This window comes from Alteromonas macleodii (genome assembly GCF_903772925.1).
GTDB classification, from domain to species: Bacteria; Pseudomonadota; Gammaproteobacteria; order Enterobacterales; family Alteromonadaceae; genus Alteromonas; species Alteromonas macleodii_A.
Genome location: NZ_LR812090.1, coordinates 2,725,055 through 2,744,635 on the forward strand (window position 1 = coordinate 2,725,055; position 19,581 = coordinate 2,744,635).

Annotated in this window: 15 protein-coding genes and 1 pseudogene; 9 read left to right on the top strand and 7 right to left on the bottom strand. The window is 43.3% G+C overall.

All coding sequences use genetic code 11. The annotated features are described in order from the left end of the window. Positions 1–84 precede the first annotated feature (84 nt). The 3 genes from PCAR9_RS11825 to PCAR9_RS11835 all read right to left on the bottom strand — a co-directional run bounded on the left by PCAR9_RS11825 (position 85) and on the right by PCAR9_RS11835 (position 5,230). Positions 85–660 carry a PEP-CTERM sorting domain-containing protein gene (locus PCAR9_RS11825; RefSeq protein ID WP_179983773.1) on the bottom strand — a complete coding sequence of 192 codons (576 nt, stop codon included), beginning with the start codon at positions 658–660 and terminating at the stop codon, positions 85–87. A 16-nt stretch (positions 661–676) separates the two neighbouring features. Beyond that, on the bottom strand, positions 677–4,693 hold the full coding sequence (locus PCAR9_RS11830; protein WP_179983774.1) for an ExeM/NucH family extracellular endonuclease: 4,017 nt from the start codon (positions 4,691–4,693) through the stop codon (positions 677–679). 285 nt (positions 4,694–4,978) lie between these two features. After that, entirely contained in the window at positions 4,979–5,230 is a 252-nt protein-coding gene (locus PCAR9_RS11835) for a hypothetical protein (protein ID WP_179983775.1), read from the bottom strand. A 167-nt stretch (positions 5,231–5,397) separates the two neighbouring features. Here PCAR9_RS11835 and PCAR9_RS11840 point away from each other — a divergent pair, with 167 nt between their 5' ends. Continuing rightward, positions 5,398–5,802: a type 2 periplasmic-binding domain-containing protein gene (locus tag PCAR9_RS11840; protein WP_179983776.1), complete on the top strand. Its 405-nt coding sequence runs from the start codon at positions 5,398–5,400 to the stop codon at positions 5,800–5,802. A 74-nt stretch (positions 5,803–5,876) separates the two neighbouring features. Here PCAR9_RS11840 and PCAR9_RS11845 read toward each other — a convergent pair whose 3' ends face one another. Further along, the gene (locus tag PCAR9_RS11845) at positions 5,877–6,785 is read right to left on the bottom strand and encodes a LysR family transcriptional regulator (protein WP_179983777.1); all 909 of its coding nucleotides are present in this window, start codon (positions 6,783–6,785) and stop codon (positions 5,877–5,879) included. A gap of 109 nt (positions 6,786–6,894) precedes the next feature. Here PCAR9_RS11845 and PCAR9_RS11850 point away from each other — a divergent pair, with 109 nt between their 5' ends. The 3 genes from PCAR9_RS11850 to PCAR9_RS11860 all read left to right on the top strand — a co-directional run bounded on the left by PCAR9_RS11850 (position 6,895) and on the right by PCAR9_RS11860 (position 10,136). After that, a complete protein-coding gene (locus tag PCAR9_RS11850) occupies positions 6,895–7,761 on the top strand; it encodes a type 1 glutamine amidotransferase domain-containing protein (RefSeq protein WP_179983778.1) in 867 nt (288 codons plus the stop codon). Between the two features lie 14 nt (positions 7,762–7,775). Next, a complete protein-coding gene (locus tag PCAR9_RS11855) occupies positions 7,776–8,930 on the top strand; it encodes an iron-containing alcohol dehydrogenase (protein ID WP_179983779.1) in 1,155 nt (384 codons plus the stop codon). Positions 8,931–9,029: 99 nt separating this feature from the next. After that, on the top strand, positions 9,030–10,136 hold the full coding sequence (locus PCAR9_RS11860; RefSeq protein ID WP_179983780.1) for an NADH:flavin oxidoreductase/NADH oxidase: 1,107 nt from the start codon (positions 9,030–9,032) through the stop codon (positions 10,134–10,136). A 66-nt stretch (positions 10,137–10,202) separates the two neighbouring features. On the opposite strand, the gene PCAR9_RS11865 is transcribed toward PCAR9_RS11860, so the two are convergent. Together PCAR9_RS11865 and PCAR9_RS11870 are read right to left on the bottom strand one after the other, a co-directional pair. Further along, a complete protein-coding gene (locus tag PCAR9_RS11865; RefSeq protein WP_179983781.1) occupies positions 10,203–10,859 on the bottom strand; it encodes an NADPH-dependent FMN reductase in 657 nt (218 codons plus the stop codon). Between the two features lie 104 nt (positions 10,860–10,963). Further along, on the bottom strand, positions 10,964–11,635 hold the full coding sequence (locus PCAR9_RS11870; protein ID WP_179983782.1) for a nitroreductase: 672 nt from the start codon (positions 11,633–11,635) through the stop codon (positions 10,964–10,966). 295 nt (positions 11,636–11,930) lie between these two features. Here PCAR9_RS11870 and PCAR9_RS11875 point away from each other — a divergent pair, with 295 nt between their 5' ends. The 3 genes from PCAR9_RS11875 (at position 11,931) to PCAR9_RS11885 (ending at position 15,814) form a co-directional block, all read left to right on the top strand. Continuing rightward, entirely contained in the window at positions 11,931–13,460 is a 1,530-nt protein-coding gene (locus PCAR9_RS11875; protein WP_179983783.1) for a DUF3369 domain-containing protein, read from the top strand. Next, positions 13,457–14,809 carry a sensor histidine kinase gene (locus PCAR9_RS11880; RefSeq protein ID WP_179983784.1) on the top strand — a complete coding sequence of 451 codons (1,353 nt, stop codon included), beginning with the start codon at positions 13,457–13,459 and terminating at the stop codon, positions 14,807–14,809. The genes PCAR9_RS11875 and PCAR9_RS11880 overlap by 4 nt, the downstream gene beginning before the upstream one ends. Before the next feature lie 141 nt (positions 14,810–14,950). Continuing rightward, positions 14,951–15,814, top strand: a complete 864-nt coding sequence (locus PCAR9_RS11885; protein ID WP_179985217.1) for an alpha/beta fold hydrolase — start codon at positions 14,951–14,953, stop codon at positions 15,812–15,814. A 14-nt stretch (positions 15,815–15,828) separates the two neighbouring features. Here the strand turns inward: PCAR9_RS11885 and PCAR9_RS11890 are convergent, their stop codons facing one another. After that, positions 15,829–16,998: a hypothetical protein gene (locus PCAR9_RS11890; protein WP_179983785.1), complete on the bottom strand. Its 1,170-nt coding sequence runs from the start codon at positions 16,996–16,998 to the stop codon at positions 15,829–15,831. 497 nt (positions 16,999–17,495) lie between these two features. On the opposite strand from PCAR9_RS11890, the gene PCAR9_RS11895 reads away from it, so the two are divergent. Together PCAR9_RS11895 and PCAR9_RS11900 are read left to right on the top strand one after the other, a co-directional pair. After that, positions 17,496–18,464 (top strand): hypothetical protein, encoded by a 969-nt coding sequence (locus PCAR9_RS11895; RefSeq protein WP_179983786.1) that lies wholly within the window; start codon positions 17,496–17,498, stop codon positions 18,462–18,464. A 64-nt stretch (positions 18,465–18,528) separates the two neighbouring features. Next, positions 18,529–19,494 (top strand): annotated as a pseudogene (locus PCAR9_RS11900) (IS481 family transposase). The last annotated feature ends 87 nt before the right edge of the window (positions 19,495–19,581 follow it).

The window sequence follows — 19,581 nt, forward strand, 5'->3', positions numbered from 1 at the left end:
GGTTCATTTAAAGCCGCATGTAAATAGCAAGAGACATAAAAAAGCCCAGCACTTGGCTGGGCTTCAACTTTTAGCATTTAAGGTTTATGACTTCGCACGCTTACGAGCGAAAAACATACCACCTAACGCCAGAAGCGATAGGGCAAAGGTACCAGGTGCGGGTACTTGAGCTATTTCAAAGCTTGTGCCTTGAGGAGTATCTAGAAGTAAACTAAACCCAATGTTATTTGACAATTCAGCTTTAGAAAATGAAAGTTCGACCAAACCATCGCTTAAGGCCACCAAGGCAAACGAGAAAAGAGCAATTTCATCTTTCCCCTTTTGAATTGGCTCCATATCAACAAATAGTACCCCATTGGTAAGTGAAACGAGATCACTAGTACTTGAGTTAAGCGGTCCAGCAGCCAGTCCGCCAAAAGCACCCAACTCCATTATTGTCGAAGGATCAAAGCTTACAAACAGTGTGTCAAAAAATATAGATACGTCATACCCCCAGAAGTAAGTTTGAACCGCGTTATCGTCGATTAAATCAGTTGCACTAACCGTGGCCATTATTGTCTCGCCAACATTATAAGTGTCTTTATCTGTTGTAATCGAAATGAGTGCTGCATTTGCGTTGAAGGTTGCTGCAGCCATTAATAGTAAAAAGAATTTTTTCATTGTTATTTTCCTAAAATTAAATTGCACAGTTAGCGCGTGTACACATCGCCATTAATGCCTGAATATCGAAGAAGCTAATTTGACCGTCGCCGTTGAAATCGTAGTTTTCACCCGTCGCTTGCCCTTGTAAAAACAGTTGATAGAAGACCATGATATCGTTGTAATCTACATCGTTATCACCATCGAAATCTCCAACTGTTACTTCTTCTGGAAAGTTAAGCACTACCACTACTGGGTCGTGGTCTGACGAGCGGTACGCATCGGCGCGGTAGTAACTAGAAAGCTGAGCTTCAGTCTTATATTCAACGTTATAGTCGAACACGCGAGGTTCATCGGCATTTATGTGCCATACCGTTGCATCTACCACATATTCCGTTAACGATGGGCTTGATAAAGCGTGATCTAAGTAACCTACTTCTCCGCCGAAGCTATACGAATAAGCGTTGTCTCCATCAAAGAAGTTAACCAAGTTACTGTAGCCAGCCTCTTCAAGCGCAAGGATAGGCTCCTCTTTCGCATAGGCATTTAAATCGCCCATTACGATAACGCGGTCAGACAAGACGTCACTATTTTGCTCAACGAGGGACATCAGGCCTTGTGCTGCTTGGGTACGCAGTTCGTTCCAACACCCTTGACCATTACCTAAATCAGCATTATTGCCTGTAGCACTGCCACAGCTTCCCTTCGACTTAAAGTGATTTATCGCTAAGGTAAAGTCTTCGCCATTACTGTTCACACTAAAGCTTTGTAGTAAAGGTTGGCGGTTGCCATAGTCAAATGGTGCGCTAGATGAAGTCACAGGGTTACCCTGTAACGAAACTACAGCAGGCTTATAGATAATACCTACAGCAATTTCATCGCCGCCTAGTTGAGACTCTAATGCAACATAGCTGTACTCATCGCTGCCCAGTTCAGCGTTGACGCTTTCAACTAATGTCGCAATAGCTGAATCACCGCTATAACCATCGTTTTCAATTTCAACCAAGCCAAGTACATCGGCATTCATGGCTACAATAGCTGCAATGGTTTTCGCTTTCTGACGTTCAAATTCAGCAACTGAATCTGCGCCGCGAGAGGTTGGGAATTCCGGGCCATTGAAGTAATTGAGTACGTTAAAGCTAGCTACTTTTACATCACCGATAGCGTTTAGCTGTGGTGCAGCAATTCGGGGGTTAGTGCGCACGGTTTGAATATCACCTACCGGGATTAAGTTATAATCACCAAAAGCGAAATGTAGAACCCCTTCCAGAGCTTCAACGCTATCTCCTAAACGCAGTGGGTTGTTATGGGATAAACCACCTACAGGGAAAGGAATATCATCCAAATTCTGTGAGGTTTCTCCGTCATCAACCAATAAGGTATTTCGTGCATTAATTTCGGCTAGTGCCAACGCTTCTTGTGAACCCGCTACAAACTGGTTTGTAGGTATCATTAAGCGTTCTGAAGACACGTTGAACTGACCATAACGTCCAAGATTGTAGATATCAGAAACTTTAAGGGTCTGCTCAAAACTAACATGCATTCCCTCTAGTGCTTCTAAATCAGTATCAAGGCTAAATGGCATAGCAACAGGTGTGTAAAGCACATTACTACCTACACCCGTAACCTCGAGTTCTGCAGACAGAGATAATTGGGTTACACCAAAGCGCTCGCCTACTGTACCTTGCAAACGCACCGCATCCCCTTCTTCCGGCAGGTTAAATGAGCCTGCGTAAACGAACACACCTTCAGAAGTTGCTGTGTTATCGTCTGAATCACTTGCCTCTTCCTGAACAAAGAAACCACTCATGGCTGGTACAACTTTGGTTACTACTGCTTCAACAATAACATCCGTGCCGACAAGCGCTGATTCTTCACCATCACCTTGAATTGCGCTGATAAGTACCACTTCAGCAATTGGATCGGTTGGGTCAGTAGGATCCGTCGGATCAGTTGGGTCTGTTGGCTCACTTACTGAACCGTTGTGAGAACCAAAATTATTTAGTGTATCTTTTGCAAAGCTATCCCATTCATCTGTGGTAAAAGCAGGGTTGCGGTTAGGGTTTCCGCCAGTCACTGTGCTCTTACGTACTAACGTGACGTCTTTGCCCCAATTAGTCTTAACGCCGAAGGTACCTAAAGCATCTACAACTTGACCGTTATATACCAACTCAACGTAATCGTCGCCGTTGAAGTTCATTACGAAACTACTGATAGTAGAGCCAGTTGTGAGTAAGGCATCAGCGTCGGCGTGAGCGAATGTAGCTACGCCACCTGCAGGAATTTCGCCCTCAAGCGCTAGCACTTTACGGTCAGCGTCGGCAGTATCACCGTTTGAAAGTAAAACTAACTCATAGCCAGACAAGCTCACAGGCTGAGTCGAGCTATTAAAAAGCTCTATCGCTTTGTTAAAGCTACCACCCTCAATATATTCTGATATGTAAACGCTATTGGTTGACGGCCCAGTATCACCACCGGCATCACCGCCGGTATCGCCACCTGTGTCACCGCCAGTATCACCACCTGTATCACCGCCTGTGTCGCCACCTGTGCCGTCGCAACTTTCGTTATAAATAAGTGAAGCAAGTTCAGGCTTGTCAATAAACGGGTTACGGTTTCCTTGGAATTCAAACACACGCTCATTACGTCGACGCTCAAATTCATCAACAGGATCGCTCTCATGCCACTGAAGCAGCACACAAAGCTTGCCAAATGCTGCTTCGTCGGTAGAGGTTAAGCGGTTTAGCAATACTAAATCTTCTTCGGTATCACCTGCAGTGTTACCATCGTAACGCACATCCATATAAAGCATAGAGCGAGCAACGTCGCCTTTCACTGCATCGCGCGGTTCGAAAGAATCGCTATCAACGCGGTTTTCAGGTGCTTCGGCAAGTGCGCTATCGCTGAAATCAAAGTCTAAATTACCGCGAGAGCTATTTACTGAAATGTCTGTAGGGCGCAGATGAAGAATATCTGTGTATGCCGTTAAGCTTGTACTTGAAAAACCATGGCTTTTTGCCCATACGTGTTCGCGATTCCAATTTTCTTGATTAGAGCTTTGGCTACCGCTTCCGTTGGTGAACTTACCTTGTGATATCCCTTTATAAAATAGGATAACATTGTCAGTATTTGAAGGGTCTTCATCAGTATAGGTAAGCGCAGTCCACACCTCAGAGTAGGATAATGTGCGATGACCGTTTTCAATGATGTTGTGTGTTGTTTCTTTCAGTGTTTGTGCGCTATCGCCGTTAGCGATAGCGGTATCTAAAGCGGCGTAGTAGTCTGATGCGACAAAATTACTTGCTAAGTTAATTGCCTCTAAATCCGGGCAGTTAAAGCAAGTACCGCTTAAGAAAAGGAGTTCGTCAGAAGGTTCACCACCATTATCTGGGTTATCACCGCCATCGCCGTTGTCACCACCACCGGTAGCGCTATCGCCGCTTACCGAAATACTGTCTAGATTTAGGTACTCAGAGCCAGCATTGTTCGCCATGGCAACTTTTAATACCAACGTGCTACCACTTCCAATTGTTTCATTTACCGTGGCACTACCGAAATCATCCTGAACGGTATTTGATGCTCCATCGTTTAGCGTTATAAGCTCGAAAGCACCGCCGTCTAGTGAGTAAAAAACGTCGACGTAATCTGCCGATTCAAACGTCCCACTTTGAGAAAGTGCTGCGTTAATAGTGACTTCACCGGCACTAGCAATATCGATTGTTTCACTCAACCAAACTACTTCGCCATCCACATCACGGGCTTGCATAGCGCCGTTCTCAACGCGAAACCAATCTGTATCTGCAGTTAACGCGCCTGCGGAAACGTCAATTGACCAACGCTCTACTCCGTCGAGGCTTAGAACGGCTCCATCAGGATTAGAACCAGTTGCACCCTTTCCTTGCAATTCACTGGATTCAAAATCTTCCTGCCAAACCGTATCGGCCGAAGCATTAAGTGATACTACGCCCAGTGACAAGGCCCCTGCCAACAACGCGTTTACGACTTTAGCTGATTTACTCAGCTTATACTTTTGTGTGTTACCCTCATTAATCATTTTGCTTTCCGCTTTTTTGTATAAGGAAGGTATAAATTCTTATACATACGTATTTACAGCAAGCACTTAACAAAAATAATAATAAAAACGTAACACTATCTATGTTTCAATAAGTTACACGTTTAAAATAAGTTTATTTGTTGATTAACTCGACTGAACGTTGGTACAGGGAAAGTTGATTTGTAACATTACTAAGTTGTTTCAGTTCTGAAACATTTTCGTGTTGCAAAGCGGTGCATGTTACATTTGGAATGCACGTTAAACGTGCGCCCGCTTCACACGCTTTCACTTCATATGCACTTTACCGCCAACAACCTTAAGTGCGGGAGCACCACGTATCATTGTGTCTCTGGCAAACTGAACATTACATGAGGGACAAATCCCCTCTTCATTAGTGTAGTCTTCAACAATCCGCTCTTTAAAGCATTTCACCAAAGCCCCCTTGCCACCTTTTCGGCATTTAAGTAGTTGGAATTTGCATTTGGCGCAAAATATTTGGACGGTTCTCACCGGCCCTTTTGCATTGGGTTTTGCCATAACGTTACTTGATTTCCTTTTTTTAAATTTCACCTTTTGTTGAAGTGCGACAAATCACAAATCTTGGTTATACTTCAAAGAGGGTGATGTGCCCTTTCACAATATTGTCTCTGCAGTTTATTAACGTAGCAATTTAGCTGACAGAGAAAGGACTAAAGGTAATACCAATGAAGATAATTGCAGCCCTGTTTTTAATTTTATCGGCACCACTTTATGCGGGCACTGCTGTAATTGTAAATGCTAACAACAATTCAGGTATAGATATCGACACAGTGAAAAAGATTTACCTGGGAAAAGTGAAGGCATTTCCAGATGGCAACCGCGCCATTCCACTCACGTTCGAGCAAGGCAATGCAGCGAGAGATGCATTTAATAACAGCGTGTTAGGAAAATCGGAATCACAATATTCTGCATTTTGGTCGAAGCTAGTTTTTACTGGTCGCGGTACACCACCTGAGATGATTGCATCGGAAGACGAAATGTTGAAATTAGTTGCGACAAATCCAAATACAATTGGATTTATTGATGAGAGCAAAGTTGACAGCCAAGTAAAGGTTGTTGGCACGTTTTAAACTGGCCACCTCTAAAAAGCTTATTTTAGTCACAGTGCGACACACTTTTGTGCGTGTCGCACTGCACCTCTAAGTTAGTCTGGGTAACTGGCTAGATAATTAATATTGGCAAATGCCATTATCACGTCTTTTGCAAAATCTACTCTAGGATGTCGCAGCGCACCTTTCTTCCATACCAAGTAAATCTCGTTTTCAGGCCCACTCTTTCCAAGTGGAATAAGTTCACCCTTAGCTATTGCTTCTTTGCACAGGTAATCGGGTAGAACAGAGTACCCTATTCCAGCTTTAAGTATGCTGCTGATTGCGCGAATATCTGGGCATATCGCTGCCACAGGTGACTCGCAGGGCGCGTTAAATACTTCTGAAAAATAACGGCGAATAAGCGGAAGCTGCTCGTCATAGCTTACTACCTTGTGTTGATTCAGTAACGACGCCGTAATCTCTTTGTCACCAAGTAATTTACCTTGAACCCGGTTCATGACCAAAATTAAACGTTCTTTATCTAACATCTGATATTCGTACATGGCATCAGTTGGTTCAGAGGCAGTGATAGCAAGTTCAGCAACATCATCTTCTAACAGTTGATAAGTGTTATTTTTATTACCTGTATGGATAACCAAATTTACTTTATCTGCTTGAAGCAAGTTTGCTAACGCGGGGCCAGCAACAAAGCTTAAATATTCTGCGGGACCAGCTAAGTGTAAGGTACCATGGTCGGTTGAAGCGCGGCTTCGGATAGACGCTACCTTTTGTTCTAATGTATCTATGTGACTGGCTACTTGTAACGCTAAGTCATCGGCAATGGCTGTAGGTTCAACGCCCCGGGCTTTTCTTACAAACAACTCTTTACCGACAATATGCTCCATTGCCTGAATATGTGAAGTTACTGCTGGCTGAGACATATGAAGCCTTGCTGCGGCGCGTGTGATGTTGCCGCTTCGATAGACTTCTACAAAGGTTTTTAGCTGTGTTAGGTACGACATAATTCTCCACCCATCAGATTTTTGATGACTCATCATAATTTATCTGACTTCTGCTTTTAAACCAATAACTCTAAGATGCTTGCACTTTCAAATGCGACAGGAAAAGCACATGAAAAAATCATCAACAATTCTATCACTTGCCATCATCGCTGGGTTATCACAGTCAGCGTATGCTGCAGACGCTCAGTCGGCAAAAGCCAGTAAAGGCGAAGTGCTTGTTCTACTTTCAAGCGAAAATGTAATGCAGCTTGCAGAAGGAAAAACCGAGCCAACAGGTTATTACCTTAACGAGTTTGGCGTGCCAGCTAAGGCTTTGGTAGATGCGGGCTACAAGCTAGTATTGGCAACACCTAAAGGCAATGCGCCAGCAGTAGATAAAAAGTCTGTTATTCCACAATACTTTGATGGCGGCGAATCGCAAATGCGAGATATTCAAACATTTGTTGCATCAATAGATGGAATTAATGACACATTGTCATTAAATGAAGTTATCGCACAAGGGCTTGATGAGTTCGAGGGTGTATTTATCCCAGGTGGGCATGCTCCGCTTATCGATTTAGCAAACAACCCTCAAGTGGGCGAGATTTTGTCTCACTTTCACAATGAAGGAAAACCTACTGCCGCAATTTGCCATGGCCCAATCGCCTTACTTTCTGGGCAATCTAACCCAAAGGCATTTGAGCTGGCATTGAAAACAGACGAGCAAGCCACATCTGAAAATTGGATTTATGAAGGCTACAAAATGACAATCTTTTCTACACCAGAAGAAGAGTATTTTGAAAGCACTTTAGATGATGCAAAGCTATTATACTACCCAGCAGATGCCATGGCGCAAGCGGGTGGAATTATGGAATACAAAGAAATGTGGGCGCCAAATGTAGTAGTAGACCGTGAACTTATTACTGGCCAAAACCCATTCTCTGACGAACTGCTAGCTGAGAAGCTATTACAACAGCTAAATTCACAAACTAATTAAGGACAGGCAACACGATGCTTAATTTTACATTTAAAAATCAAACCGAAATTTTGTTCGGCAAAGGTCAACTAAGTGAAGTGTCTTCACGTTTGCCGAAACAAGCAAAAGTCCTCTTCCTATATGGTGGCGGCTCAATTAAGAAAAATGGTATTTACGATAAAGTAAATGCCGCGCTGGAAGGTGCTGACGTTATTGAATTTCAAGGCGTTGAACCAAACCCAGAATTCGAAACATTGATGAAAGCGGTGAATGTGGCCCGTGAAAATGACGTTAACTTCATTCTTGCTGTAGGCGGCGGAAGTGTTATCGACGGCGCAAAATTTGTGGCAGCGGCAGTAAACTTTGAAGGAGACCCATGGGATATATTAATCAAGGGGGCATCTTTCGAAAATCCACTACCTATTGGCGCAGTGCTTACACTGCCTGCAACAGGCTCTGAAAGTAACGGCAACTCGGTAGTAAACAGAAAGGAAACTTCACAGAAGCGCGCGTTTTCATCGGAAACGGTACAGCCAGTATTTGCTGTACTTGACCCGGAATTCACGTATTCACTACCGCCTCGCCAAGTTTCTAACGGTGTAGTTGATGCATTTGTTCACGTAATCGAGCAGTACCTAACTTACCCAGTCAATGCGCCGCTTCAAGACCGTTTTGCAGAAGGTATTTTACAAACCTTAATTCAAGAAGGCCCTAAAGCCCTAGCAACACCTGAAGACTACGACGTACGTGCAAATGTGATGTGGTCAGCAACTATGGCACTTAATGGCCTTATTGGAAAAGGCGTACCACAAGACTGGGGTACTCATATGATTGGCCACGAACTAACGGCCTTACACGGTTTAGATCACGCCGCAACGTTAGCTATTGTGTTGCCTTCGCTTATGTTCGTGCAACGCGACAAGAAGCAGGAAAAAATACTGCAGCTAGGCGAGCGCGTCTTCGGTATTCAAAAAGATGACAAAGAAAAAGCCATCGACTTGACCATTAAGGCTGTACAAGACTTTTTCGAAACCATGCAGGTAAAAACCCGCCTATCAGACTACGACATTGAAAAGTCTGCAATTGATGGGCTTATCGACAACTTAGAGCGCAACGGATTAACAGCGCTTGGTGAGCATGGCGATATCGACCTGGCAAAAGCCCGCGAAATTTTAACCCTCGCAGCATAAGCCTGGTTGCATATGACGCAATGCGCATATGCTTTTTCAACATTTAAGTACCCAGCATAGTCTGGGTACTTTTTATTCTTATCCTAATTAGAGAGAAATATGACTGCACTATTTGAACAGTTTTCGTTAAAAGATGTCACGCTTCGCAATCGTATTGCTGTACCTCCTATGTGCCAATATTCGGCAGAAGACGGCTTTACCAACCAGTGGCATGAAGCAAACTATCAGTCGTTCGCCCGTGGTGGCGCAGGGCTTGTAATCGTTGAAGCTACAGCGGTTTCTCCGGAAGGTCGTATTACGCCAAATTGCTTAGGCATTTGGAAAGACGATCACGTTAGTGGCCTTAAAAACATCGCAGAGCGCATCAAAAGCCAAGGCGCGGTTGCAGGTATTCAAATTGCCCATGCTGGGCGAAAAGCTAGCGCTAACCGTCCTTGGGAAGGCGACGATCACATTCAGCCAAGTGAAGAAAACGGTTGGCAACCTATTGGCCCATCTGCAGAAGCGTTTGGCGCGCACCTTCCGGTAACACCTACCGAAATGACCAAGGCCGACATTGAACGTGTTAAGGCTGACTTTGTTAAAGGCGCCGAGCGTGCGCTTGAAGCCGGGTATGAGTGGCTTGAACTTCACTTTGCTCACGGTTATCTGGCCCAAAGCTTTTTCTCGAAACACGCGAACAAGCGTACAGATGAATACGGCGGTGACGCACAAGGTCGCGGACGCTTCTTGCTTGAAACACTAAGCGCAGTGCGTGAAATTTGGCCAGAAAACCTACCGCTAACCGTGCGTTTTGGCGTTATTGAATACGATGGTGAAGACGAGCAAACGCTAAGCGAATCTATCGAACTCATTAAACAGTTTAAAGAAATTGGTGCTGATTTTGTAAGTGTTAGCGTGGGCTTCAATACCCCTGAGGCGAATATTCCGTGGGGCCCAGCTTTCTTAGCGCCTGTTGCAAAACGCGTACGAGACGAAGCTGAAATCCCTGTTGCAACAGCTTGGGGTGTAGACACACCAGAGCTTGCTAACGAGACTGTCGAAAACCAACAGCTTGACGTTGTTATGGTAGGTAGAATGCACCTTACTAACCCACATTGGACGTACTATGCAGCAAAACAGTTAGGCGTTGAGAAACCGTCATGGGTAATGCCTGCGCCTTACGCTCATTGGTTGGAGCGTTACGCTCCATCAGATGAAAGGTAATAAGTAGAAATAAAGGCAGCAGAGGCTTTAAGCTATGCTGCCTTTTTGTTTGCGCTTATTTTGCTCTTAATTAATATTCCTTTGGGTTGGCGATGCTTTAAAAGCTTTTGAGGTTTCAAACGGATCTTTTTCTTGGCGGTGATTTGTCGTAGCTTCAGCCCACCAGAGCATTTGGCTAAGCGCACGACCAAAGTAGGTTCGCCAATTATCTTCTTGTTCACTATCAGCGGCCCCGTCCTCATCGAACGCATCTTGCGCATGAGGCACGTGGATCATTGCTGAAACAGGAAGACATCCTAGTTCAGATAGAAAAGTTCTCATTGCGACGGCAGCGCGCATTCCGCCCCACTGCCCTGCTGAATAAGTGGCAATAACGCTGGGCTTGAATGAATATAAAGAACTACCAAAGTGATTAAGTAAATCCGCCAACGCCGGACTCATCGAATGGTTGTACTCAGGGCTTACCATCACATAGCCATCAGCCGCCTCTATTTTCTCGGCAAGAGTAGATAGCGCCTCGGGAGCTTTTCCTTGCGCGTACGCAAAATGAGGTTTGAATACTTCACCGGTTGAATAATCTAAAGGGTCAATCAGCTCAAACTCATGTTCAGCCATATGATCTTTGGCCCAATTCATTATCGCTTTTGCGACGCGAAGGCCTAACCTTGCTGGCCTAGGGGGCGTGCTGTCACGTACGGTGCCGAGAAAAACTAAGAATTTCACCTCGCTTGCTCCTTTGTTAGTGCATTGCGTAGCCCAGCCTAGTGTTTCTTAAAGAAGGGCACAACCGTTACGCTATCAAAAAAGCAAAGCATAAGTTTAATAGGCTAAAACCCGTGATAAGTCACAAACTCTTCGTTGTCAGCACGAGTAGAGCGAACATTGTTTGCGGGGAAATCTGGGTCTGGGTAACCTAGCGCAATACAAATCATAATGGCTTCGTCATCAGGGATATTAGCGTACTTATGTACTACGTCAGACTGCATAATACCTTGGCCATTGATAACGCAACCCAGACCTAAATCCCACGCCGCCAGTACGATACCATACGCTAAAGATCCTAAGCCAAACTGCGTTATACCTGCAGGCTCTAGAGATTTATCATACGTAAGCACCAAAGATACAGGCGCATCAAATTGTCTAAAACCTCTCATCATCCAATCCATGCGCTTCTCTTTATCTTCACGCGCGATCCCCATTACGTCAAACAACTGTATTGCTACATCTATTTGGCGTTGGCGATGTGTACCTTCATAGTCTTCTTTATAGGGAAAATCTCGAACGTGAGGTTTGCCTTCTAATGTATTCTTGGTATTACCCTCGCGAATTTTATCTAAAACATCACCAGCCACCGCATGAATTTTCCAAGTTTGCGTGTTATATGATGATGGCGCCCACTTCGCTGCGTTAATAATGGCGTCCACCGTTTCCTTAGTAACGGGCTGTTTGGTGAACCCTCGAACACTTTTTCTTGATGCTGCAAACTCTGCGAAATTCATACACTTCCTTAAACGCGGTTATTCAAATTGTTAATTTAGAGTAAACACGGGGAAGTGACTCTTCAATAGGCAGGAAAGCTTATTAAGATTGATTGTTCTTATAGATATATATAGAAATATTGAAAAAATTTTATTTACTCACTTCCATTCAGAACACGAAATGAGTCAGAAATAACAATCGTTTTCCTTAACAAATCAACGGCATTCAACTTTAGAACAAAAGTTTATTCACAGATTTGCGAGAATGAAAATTGTGGCTTACGTTTAGGGTATCTAATCGTTCACTGCACTGTGTATGTCGTTATTCAAAAAGTCTAAAACTGAACAAAATACCCCGCGTTTAGCGCCGTGGAAAATTGCCATTATTGATGATGAAGAAGGCGTTCATGAGGTTACCAAACTCACGCTACGCAAATTCCACTTTGAGAAGCGTGGCGTAGATTTTTTATCTGCTCATAGTGGCGAAGAAGGTTTAGCGCTATTTAAAGCTAACCCTGACATTGCCCTTGCGTTTGTTGACGTAGTGATGGAAACCGACGACGCTGGATTGAAACTGGTAGATGCTATTCGCAACGATCTTAAAAACCACGTTACTCGACTAATACTAAGAACAGGCCAGCCAGGGCAAGCGCCTGAAGAGGATGTGATTAGACGGTATGACATAAATGACTATAAAGCCAAGACAGAGCTTTCTTCACTAAAGCTTAAATCATGCGTTTATACGGCAATTCGCTCTTATCGTGATATACAAACCATAGAGCAAGGTAAGCGTGGTATGGAAGAGGTCTTAAAGTCATCCTCTTCTGTACTGGCAAGTCAGTCGCTGGCTCAATTCGGTACTGCCGTTTTGAAACAGACACTCACCCTTCTCAATTTAAATAACTCAGTGTTATATCTTTCCACACAGCATACCGACTTGTATGGCGATACGAGTATGACCGTATTGGGGGCAAGCGGAGACCTTGTTGGTTTATGTGAACCGGGTATCTCAACGCGTATACCAGAAGCTATCGAAGGAGAGGTTAAACAGGTATTGGCGAATAAATCGCACTACCAAAGCGATAAAGTATTTATCGGTTATTACCCCACAGGTGAAGATAGCCACAATATTTTGTATGTAAAGCTAGACCAGCCTTTAGATGCAATGCAAAGAAAAACGCTGGAAATGTTTGCATCCAATGTAGCTGTTATTTTCCAAAATCTCACGCAGAAAGAAGATATACAAAAAACACAGAAAGAACTCATCATGGTGCTAAGCGACGCTATCGAAATGCGTAGCAAGGAAACCGGCGGCCACGTTAGACGCGTTATATTAATGACAGAGTTTCTAGCAGAAAAGCTGCACATGAGCAGAGAGTTCATAGATACCATTCGCTACTCTGCTGCCCTTCACGATGTAGGCAAAATCAGCATACCAGAATCTATCTTACACAAACCTGGAAAGCTTGACCCTGATGAATGGGAAATAATGAAAACCCACGCGCAAAAAGGCTATGAACTGCTTGCCGACTCTGATCGCATCGTTGCCAAAATGGGCGCTATCATTGCCAAGACCCACCACGAACGATGGGACGGTAAAGGCTACCCTGACGGGCTTGCCGGAGACAACATCCCAATTGAAGGGCGTATCATGGCTATTGTTGACGTGGTGGATGCCCTGCTTTCCAAACGTTGCTATAAACCCGCATGGAGCGTTGACGAGGTAAAAGCTTACCTTGAAGAAAACGCAGGAAAACAATTCGACCCGCTAATCACCCACATAATGCTAGAGCACTTCGATAGAATATTAGAGATCCGTGCCACAGAACCGGACGAAGATGAATGAAAGAAAACCTAGAGTTAATTTTACTACGAGTTAGTCAAAGCCCTGACATCGACAAAGGCGAATTAGACGTTGCTTCAAGGCTAATTATCAACTCGGTGTGTGAAGGCTTGAAGATTACTCGAGCAGGTATTTGGTTATATGATGAAGGCCAGACGCTGGTACAGTGCACATTGCTTATCGACAAAGGAAACGACCTTGACAATGAAAGTTTAGTGTTAACCAGAAGAGACTTTCCCCACTACTTTGAAGCACTTGACTCGGGCAGAACTATCGCAGCACACGACGCGATAACAGACGTTGCAACATTTGAATTTGCCGAAGTATATCTTACACCACTGGGCATAAGTTCTATGCTGGATGTCCCTATTCGCCACCGCGGTAAGATGATAGGAATAATCTGCTGTGAACACCAAGGTAAGGCTCGTGAATGGCTTGACGATGAAATGGTATTTGCGGCTTCCCTTGCCGATCTTTACGGGCGTGCGGTAAGTGCTAACGAACGGGCTGACTATGAGCAACAGCTTATAGAAGCTAACCAGAATCTAGAGCAAAAAGTAAAAGATCGCACTGCCGAACTTGAGGCAGCCCAAGAAAAGCTTGTTGAATCAGAAAAAATGGCTGCCTTGGGTAACCTTGTAGCCGGCATAGCCCATGAAGTTAATACGCCGTTAGGCATTGCGCTTACCTCCGTAAGCAACTGCAAAGAAGAACTGAAAGAGATTTATCGAGATTTCGAAGATGGTGAATTAACAGAAGAGGGTTTCAAGGATTTTGAAGCGATTTGCTCTGAGGGGCTAACGTTAGCTGAAACAAGCCTGATGCGAGCCGCAAACCTAGTTCAAGACTTTAAGCGAACTTCAGCCGACCAAACCTCGCTGGAAATTGAAGAAATCGCACTGGATGAATATATACCGCGGGTTTGTAACCCATTGAAGCCTATGCTTCGCAAAGAGCAAATAGAGCTTTGTATAGATGTTACGCCAGATTTAGTAATCACCACCTGCCCTGGCATTATCGCCCAGTTGCTTACAAATTTGATATCGAACGCCCAGCGCCATGCCTTCGACGGATCACTAAATAACGAAGTAAACAAAGTTACTGTTAGCTGCAGCCAAAATGAAAAAGGTGTTGTGGTAAGCGTTCACGATAATGGAAAAGGCATTCCTGAAGAGTTCCATAAAAAAGTGTTTGAGCCTTTTTATACAACAGCTCGTGACAAGGGCGGCACCGGTTTGGGCTTAAATATTTTGTACAACCTCGTTCGCCAAAAATTTAATGGCGAAATTGATTTAGTATCGTCACCTGGTGAAGGAACCACGGTAACAGTTTGTATACCTGTCGAGAGTTAATGCAGTTAACGCCCTATCGCCCATTTGTTTTGGTTTAAACTGACGCAACAAGCGCGACATAGTTTAAATGTCGCGCTTACGACAGACCTAAAGTCTCGCAATAGGCAAGCTGAGCATAAAAACATAATAAGGCTTTTCGTGATGCAACTTTCACAATGGCGTAGCTCAGGCCAATTTCTAAACGTTAATGATCAGCAAATTTTCTACACTACCCAAGGCGAAGGCCCCGTGCTGTTGTTAATTCATGGATATCCTACCGCGAGCTTTGACTGGGTTAAATTATGGCCTGCACTTACTCAGAAATTTCACTGTGTAACACTCGATATGCTGGGGTTTGGTTTTAGCACCAAAGCGCCCAAAAAATACAAAATAAAAGAACAAGCCGCGGTGATAGAAGCCTTAATGAGGCATCTTCAAATTACGCATGCTCACGTTCTATCACACGATTACGGCGATACCGTTGCGCAGGAGTTAATGGCCCGTCAGTTAGACGGCAACCTCGCATTTCGTATGGAGTCGCTGCATTTGCTAAATGGCGGCCTTTTTCCTGAAACCCATCAAGCATTATCCATTCAAAAGCTGCTGCTTTCCCCTATTGGCGGGCTGCTTATACCTTTTTTAAGCAAAAACGCGATTCGAAAAAGCATGCACAATATCTTTGGCCCGAATACGCCCCCTTCAGACCAAGACATTAATGATTTTTGGACGCTTATTACTGAAAACAAAGGCCACAAATACATGCACTTGCTTTTGGACTATATGAAACAGCGCAAGCAATACAGAGAGCGTTGGGTAGGTGCCCTTCAAAATGCCGACGTTCCGGTTCGACTAACCGCCGGCATGGCAGACCCAATTTCTGGTGCACACATGGTGGCCAGATATAAAGAACTTATACCCAAGCCTGACACAGCAGAACTTGCTGATATCGGACATTACCCACAGATTGAGTGTGCGGAATTGGTTTTAGAGTCGATTTTTGGATTTAATAGCAACCCCTCACGTTAAACAAAATGAACGGATTAGTAAAATATATCCTTATTGGCTGATAATTCGCTATCGCGAATAAATATATTATTTTTCTCAAATTCATCAATACGTCCTTCAATAACAGATGCATCTTCAGTAAGACGTTCTTTGACTCTGTACAAGCGACCTTTGTAAAGACCTTCTGCAAGGTGGTACTTTTTATTCGGTATTTCCCTGTAAAATGAAAAGTAGCCTGGTACTTTTTCTGTTAACGTATAATGAAATGCTCGATAGAAATCAGTACCAGCATTCCTCCTAAAACCCTGATAATTTGAGAATGCTTCTTCTGTAAGACCAGAAGGTGAATGAAACAAATTAAACTGCCACTCATTTGGTTTCGAATAGACAAAAAAAGAATTATCAATAGAAGAACGCTTTATTTGCAAAGTATCGTAGTACACTTCGGCTATAACTTTATTAGGCCAAAAATATTCCATACTTCTGACATCATTATTGTCTGAAATTTTAAAAAGAAACTGATAAAAAACAGACTTAACAAGATTTACATTCTCAATTGATTTTTCTTGGGGACAGCCTCCTCTGTTTGCCAAACTTCTTGACTGAAAAGACTGTTTTACCGCAAGGTCCACATCTTTATCACAGATAATAATGCCGTCCAATTCGTATCCTAGGGATTCGAAATGATGAACTAGCGTATCTACTGATTTTCGCGCAAGCGAATCCGTCAACGCAGCCATACCTTCTTCGCCAGCATTCTCGTCAAAACCTTTTAAATAAAAACCTGACACTTTTTTGGGTGGTGTTCGTTGGCTTGTCATACTATCGAGAAAAAACGCGCCGCCTAAAACGAGCAAACCTGTTTCGACAAGCTTACCCTTCAAAATAGCTTCTTGCCAAACATCGGTATGCATCAGAGTAAAGTCGGTGATGTCGTAGGCTGCCCCTGAAATATCTCTTTTTGACTTTGTCGTTTTTTCATCGAGGTTATTAAGGCCATACATTGCGGTAAGTTGTTTTATTTCTGGTGGGTATAGTAATTCTCTCAGCATTAATGTTAATTGTTGACCTTCTGAAGTATCTATTTGTGCAACTGACTCAGAGCTAAGGTTTGCTTGATAGTCAGTTGTAGGTAACTGAGTTACCTCTAAATTCATACAACCGAATAACGCCATACAGCATATAAAATAAAGTGTGAATTTCATGCGAATTAATTCCATTTTTAGAGATTTAAATTTCCGTTTACTGGTTAAAATTTAACCTTAAAAGCATTGGTATGCAACATTTCGCTTTTTGGGGTTGTTTTTGCTTTAATCCACTACTGCGTTGGTTCAAGTATACCCTACTGGCACAGTGCTTTTGGCCGTAGTGAGAGTTTGTTACAGGAGCGCTTGGGAGGCTATAAGGTTAGCTTGGCTGCTTGAGGATATAATTGAGTGGCGCTATGTGACCCACCGTGTGTGCTGTCTCATTGCGTTGAACGTTGGTGGTTTGAGTTGGCTGGAGGATTGGCTTTAGTAATGCTTTGTGGCGCATAGCCCCCTACGGGGGAAACGGGACTTCGAGTTGTTTAATATAGGCACTCAGATTTTTGTAATGTAAAGGACTCCAATGACGATAAAACTTCCGGAAGAAATATGGGCTCCTCAAACTTTCAAATGATGGTAGTCTATTAAAAGACCATAAATGGAGTTTAAACCAGATGCAGTCGATGCTAAGTCAGACAGTCGTTCAAGTGGCGGCAATACTTTTTTCCTTGAGCCTTACAACTGCTATTAACTATTTCACATCTAATAAAGGCACATACCAACAAAACACAGTTGAATTAGATGGAGAAAATTCTGTTGCAAGTATTCAACTAGCTAACCACACTGGAAGTGAAATAGAGGGTATACAAATTTTAGTACCCGATAGCGTTTCACTTAACGATATAAAAAGCTCAATCCCAGTGAAGATAAGCCTTTCTAAAGACTCTTATTCTTTGGGTGATAGCCAGACTCTTAACTTAGCGCTCATCCCAACATACAAAACCGTCTCCCTCATAATTTCTTATGAAACAGGCAGTGATTGTTGCCAACTTCTTAACCCAGGTCAGGCCGGTGTAAGAGTTGTAGAGGGTGATTACAGTACGAACGCTCTGTGGGAAGCTTTCAAGTATGCTTTAATCTCAGTCGCCATCTATGCTCTATTTTTTTTACTAGGTGCGTACGACTCATCTAAGCGAATGAAGAGTAGAGAACAAGAATTGAAGGAGCGCATGTCAGAGGTCAAGGAAGATTTCTCACAAGCGATACAAGAAAAGGAAAAGCGCCACCAAGAACTGTCTGTTGAATTCCAAAGATTAGGCGATAATAGTAGTAAAGAAACAGCAGAACTCAAAGAAGCTTGCAAAGCGCTCCAAGCACAAGTCTTGGAGTTCAAGAGGATGTCTGCGAGAGCTAAAGCCACCAATCTACGTAGATTGAGCGACTATCAAAAAGAGCTCACGTTTTGGAAAGATACAATCAGAAAGGCTTTGTACTCACAAGGCGCAGATATTAATAAACTGAACACCCTGTACAGCATAGTTACAGAACAACTGCAAACCTACGCCACAAAAGAAAATAACCCTTTCAGTTTAGAGGAAATCCACCATATTCTCGATATTACTGCCGAAGAGAAAGAGAGTTAGTGTGTTAGCTTAACACGTTTAAGCTGTGTGATTCATAGACATCGTTTCAATATACTATGGCTCTATGAACAAAGAAATCAAACAACGTTTAAAGTGGATTGAGCTTTACGAAGAGACCAATAATGCGGGCTTAGTTTGTCGTCGGTGTGGAATTTCTAGGCCCACTCTTCGAAAATGGTACAAGCGATACAAAGAGAAAGGACTAGACGGCCTACAAGACGTTTCTAGACGCCCGCACAGTTCCCCTAACACTAAAATTGATAATCGAATTGAAGACTGGATTCTCAAACTCAGAAAAGATAGAAAACTTGGTGCCAGAAGAATTCAAAATGAGCTGCTTCGCGAGCTTAACTTTCAGTTATCGCTTGCTTCAATTCACAAAGTGCTGACCAAACATGAAGTAAAACCAATAGTTTTTCAGCGGAAGAAAAAAGACTTCATTCGATACCAAAGACCTATTCCTGGCGACCGAGTTCAGATGGATACATGCAAAATTGCACCAGGGATTTATCAGTAAACTGCTGTTGATGATTGCTCTAGATATCGCGTGTTGGACGTTTTTAAACGTAGAACAGCAGCCAATACTCTTACCTTCATCGATAAGGTAATAGAAGAAATGCCATTCCCGATACAGCGAGTTCAAACAGATCGCGGAACGGAGTTTTTTGCTGAAAAAGTACAGCTCAAATTGATGGAACATGGCATTAAATTTCGCCCTAATAAGCCAGGCTCACCTCACTTAAATGGTAAAGTTGAAAGGTCACAAAGAACTGACAAAGAAGAGTTTTATTCGACCGTTAATTTGGATTTGGAAGAACTCAAAAATGAAACGTTACCTGAGTGGCAGCATTACTACAATTGGCAACGCGCTCACGGCTCATTTAAAGGTAAAACTCCAATGGATATCGTATGTGAACGCCTTGAAAAAACACCGCTTTGGGAAGACGTTCACGCTAACTACGAAACTGAAAATGAGCGCATTCAGCTATCTAATTATCAGCGTGATCTTCAACTACGAAAAGTGAAATGATGTCTATGAATCACACAATTGAGTGTACCAATGATAGAATCAAAGAAAGCCCCTCTATCCTTGGCAAGTTCCTCTGAGCCTAAATTC

What these genes read in the sequence shown, in the direction of transcription:
- PCAR9_RS11825 (WP_179983773.1), bottom strand. Translation starts at nt 660, where the DNA reads ATGAAAAAATTCTTTTTACTATTAATGGCTGCAGCAACCTTCAACGCA.
- PCAR9_RS11830 (WP_179983774.1), bottom strand. Translation starts at nt 4,693, where the DNA reads ATGATTAATGAGGGTAACACACAAAAGTATAAGCTGAGTAAATCAGCT.
- PCAR9_RS11835 (WP_179983775.1), bottom strand. Translation starts at nt 5,230, where the DNA reads ATGGCAAAACCCAATGCAAAAGGGCCGGTGAGAACCGTCCAAATATTT.
- PCAR9_RS11840 (WP_179983776.1), top strand. Translation starts at nt 5,398, where the DNA reads ATGAAGATAATTGCAGCCCTGTTTTTAATTTTATCGGCACCACTTTAT.
- PCAR9_RS11845 (WP_179983777.1), bottom strand. Translation starts at nt 6,785, where the DNA reads ATGTCGTACCTAACACAGCTAAAAACCTTTGTAGAAGTCTATCGAAGC.
- PCAR9_RS11850 (WP_179983778.1), top strand. Translation starts at nt 6,895, where the DNA reads ATGAAAAAATCATCAACAATTCTATCACTTGCCATCATCGCTGGGTTA.
- PCAR9_RS11855 (WP_179983779.1), top strand. Translation starts at nt 7,776, where the DNA reads ATGCTTAATTTTACATTTAAAAATCAAACCGAAATTTTGTTCGGCAAA.
- PCAR9_RS11860 (WP_179983780.1), top strand. Translation starts at nt 9,030, where the DNA reads ATGACTGCACTATTTGAACAGTTTTCGTTAAAAGATGTCACGCTTCGC.
- PCAR9_RS11870 (WP_179983782.1), bottom strand. Translation starts at nt 11,635, where the DNA reads ATGAATTTCGCAGAGTTTGCAGCATCAAGAAAAAGTGTTCGAGGGTTC.
- PCAR9_RS11875 (WP_179983783.1), top strand. Translation starts at nt 11,931, where the DNA reads ATGTCGTTATTCAAAAAGTCTAAAACTGAACAAAATACCCCGCGTTTA.
- PCAR9_RS11880 (WP_179983784.1), top strand. Translation starts at nt 13,457, where the DNA reads ATGAAAGAAAACCTAGAGTTAATTTTACTACGAGTTAGTCAAAGCCCT.
- PCAR9_RS11885 (WP_179985217.1), top strand. Translation starts at nt 14,951, where the DNA reads ATGCAACTTTCACAATGGCGTAGCTCAGGCCAATTTCTAAACGTTAAT.
- PCAR9_RS11890 (WP_179983785.1), bottom strand. Translation starts at nt 16,998, where the DNA reads ATGAAATTCACACTTTATTTTATATGCTGTATGGCGTTATTCGGTTGT.
- PCAR9_RS11895 (WP_179983786.1), top strand. Translation starts at nt 17,496, where the DNA reads ATGCAGTCGATGCTAAGTCAGACAGTCGTTCAAGTGGCGGCAATACTT.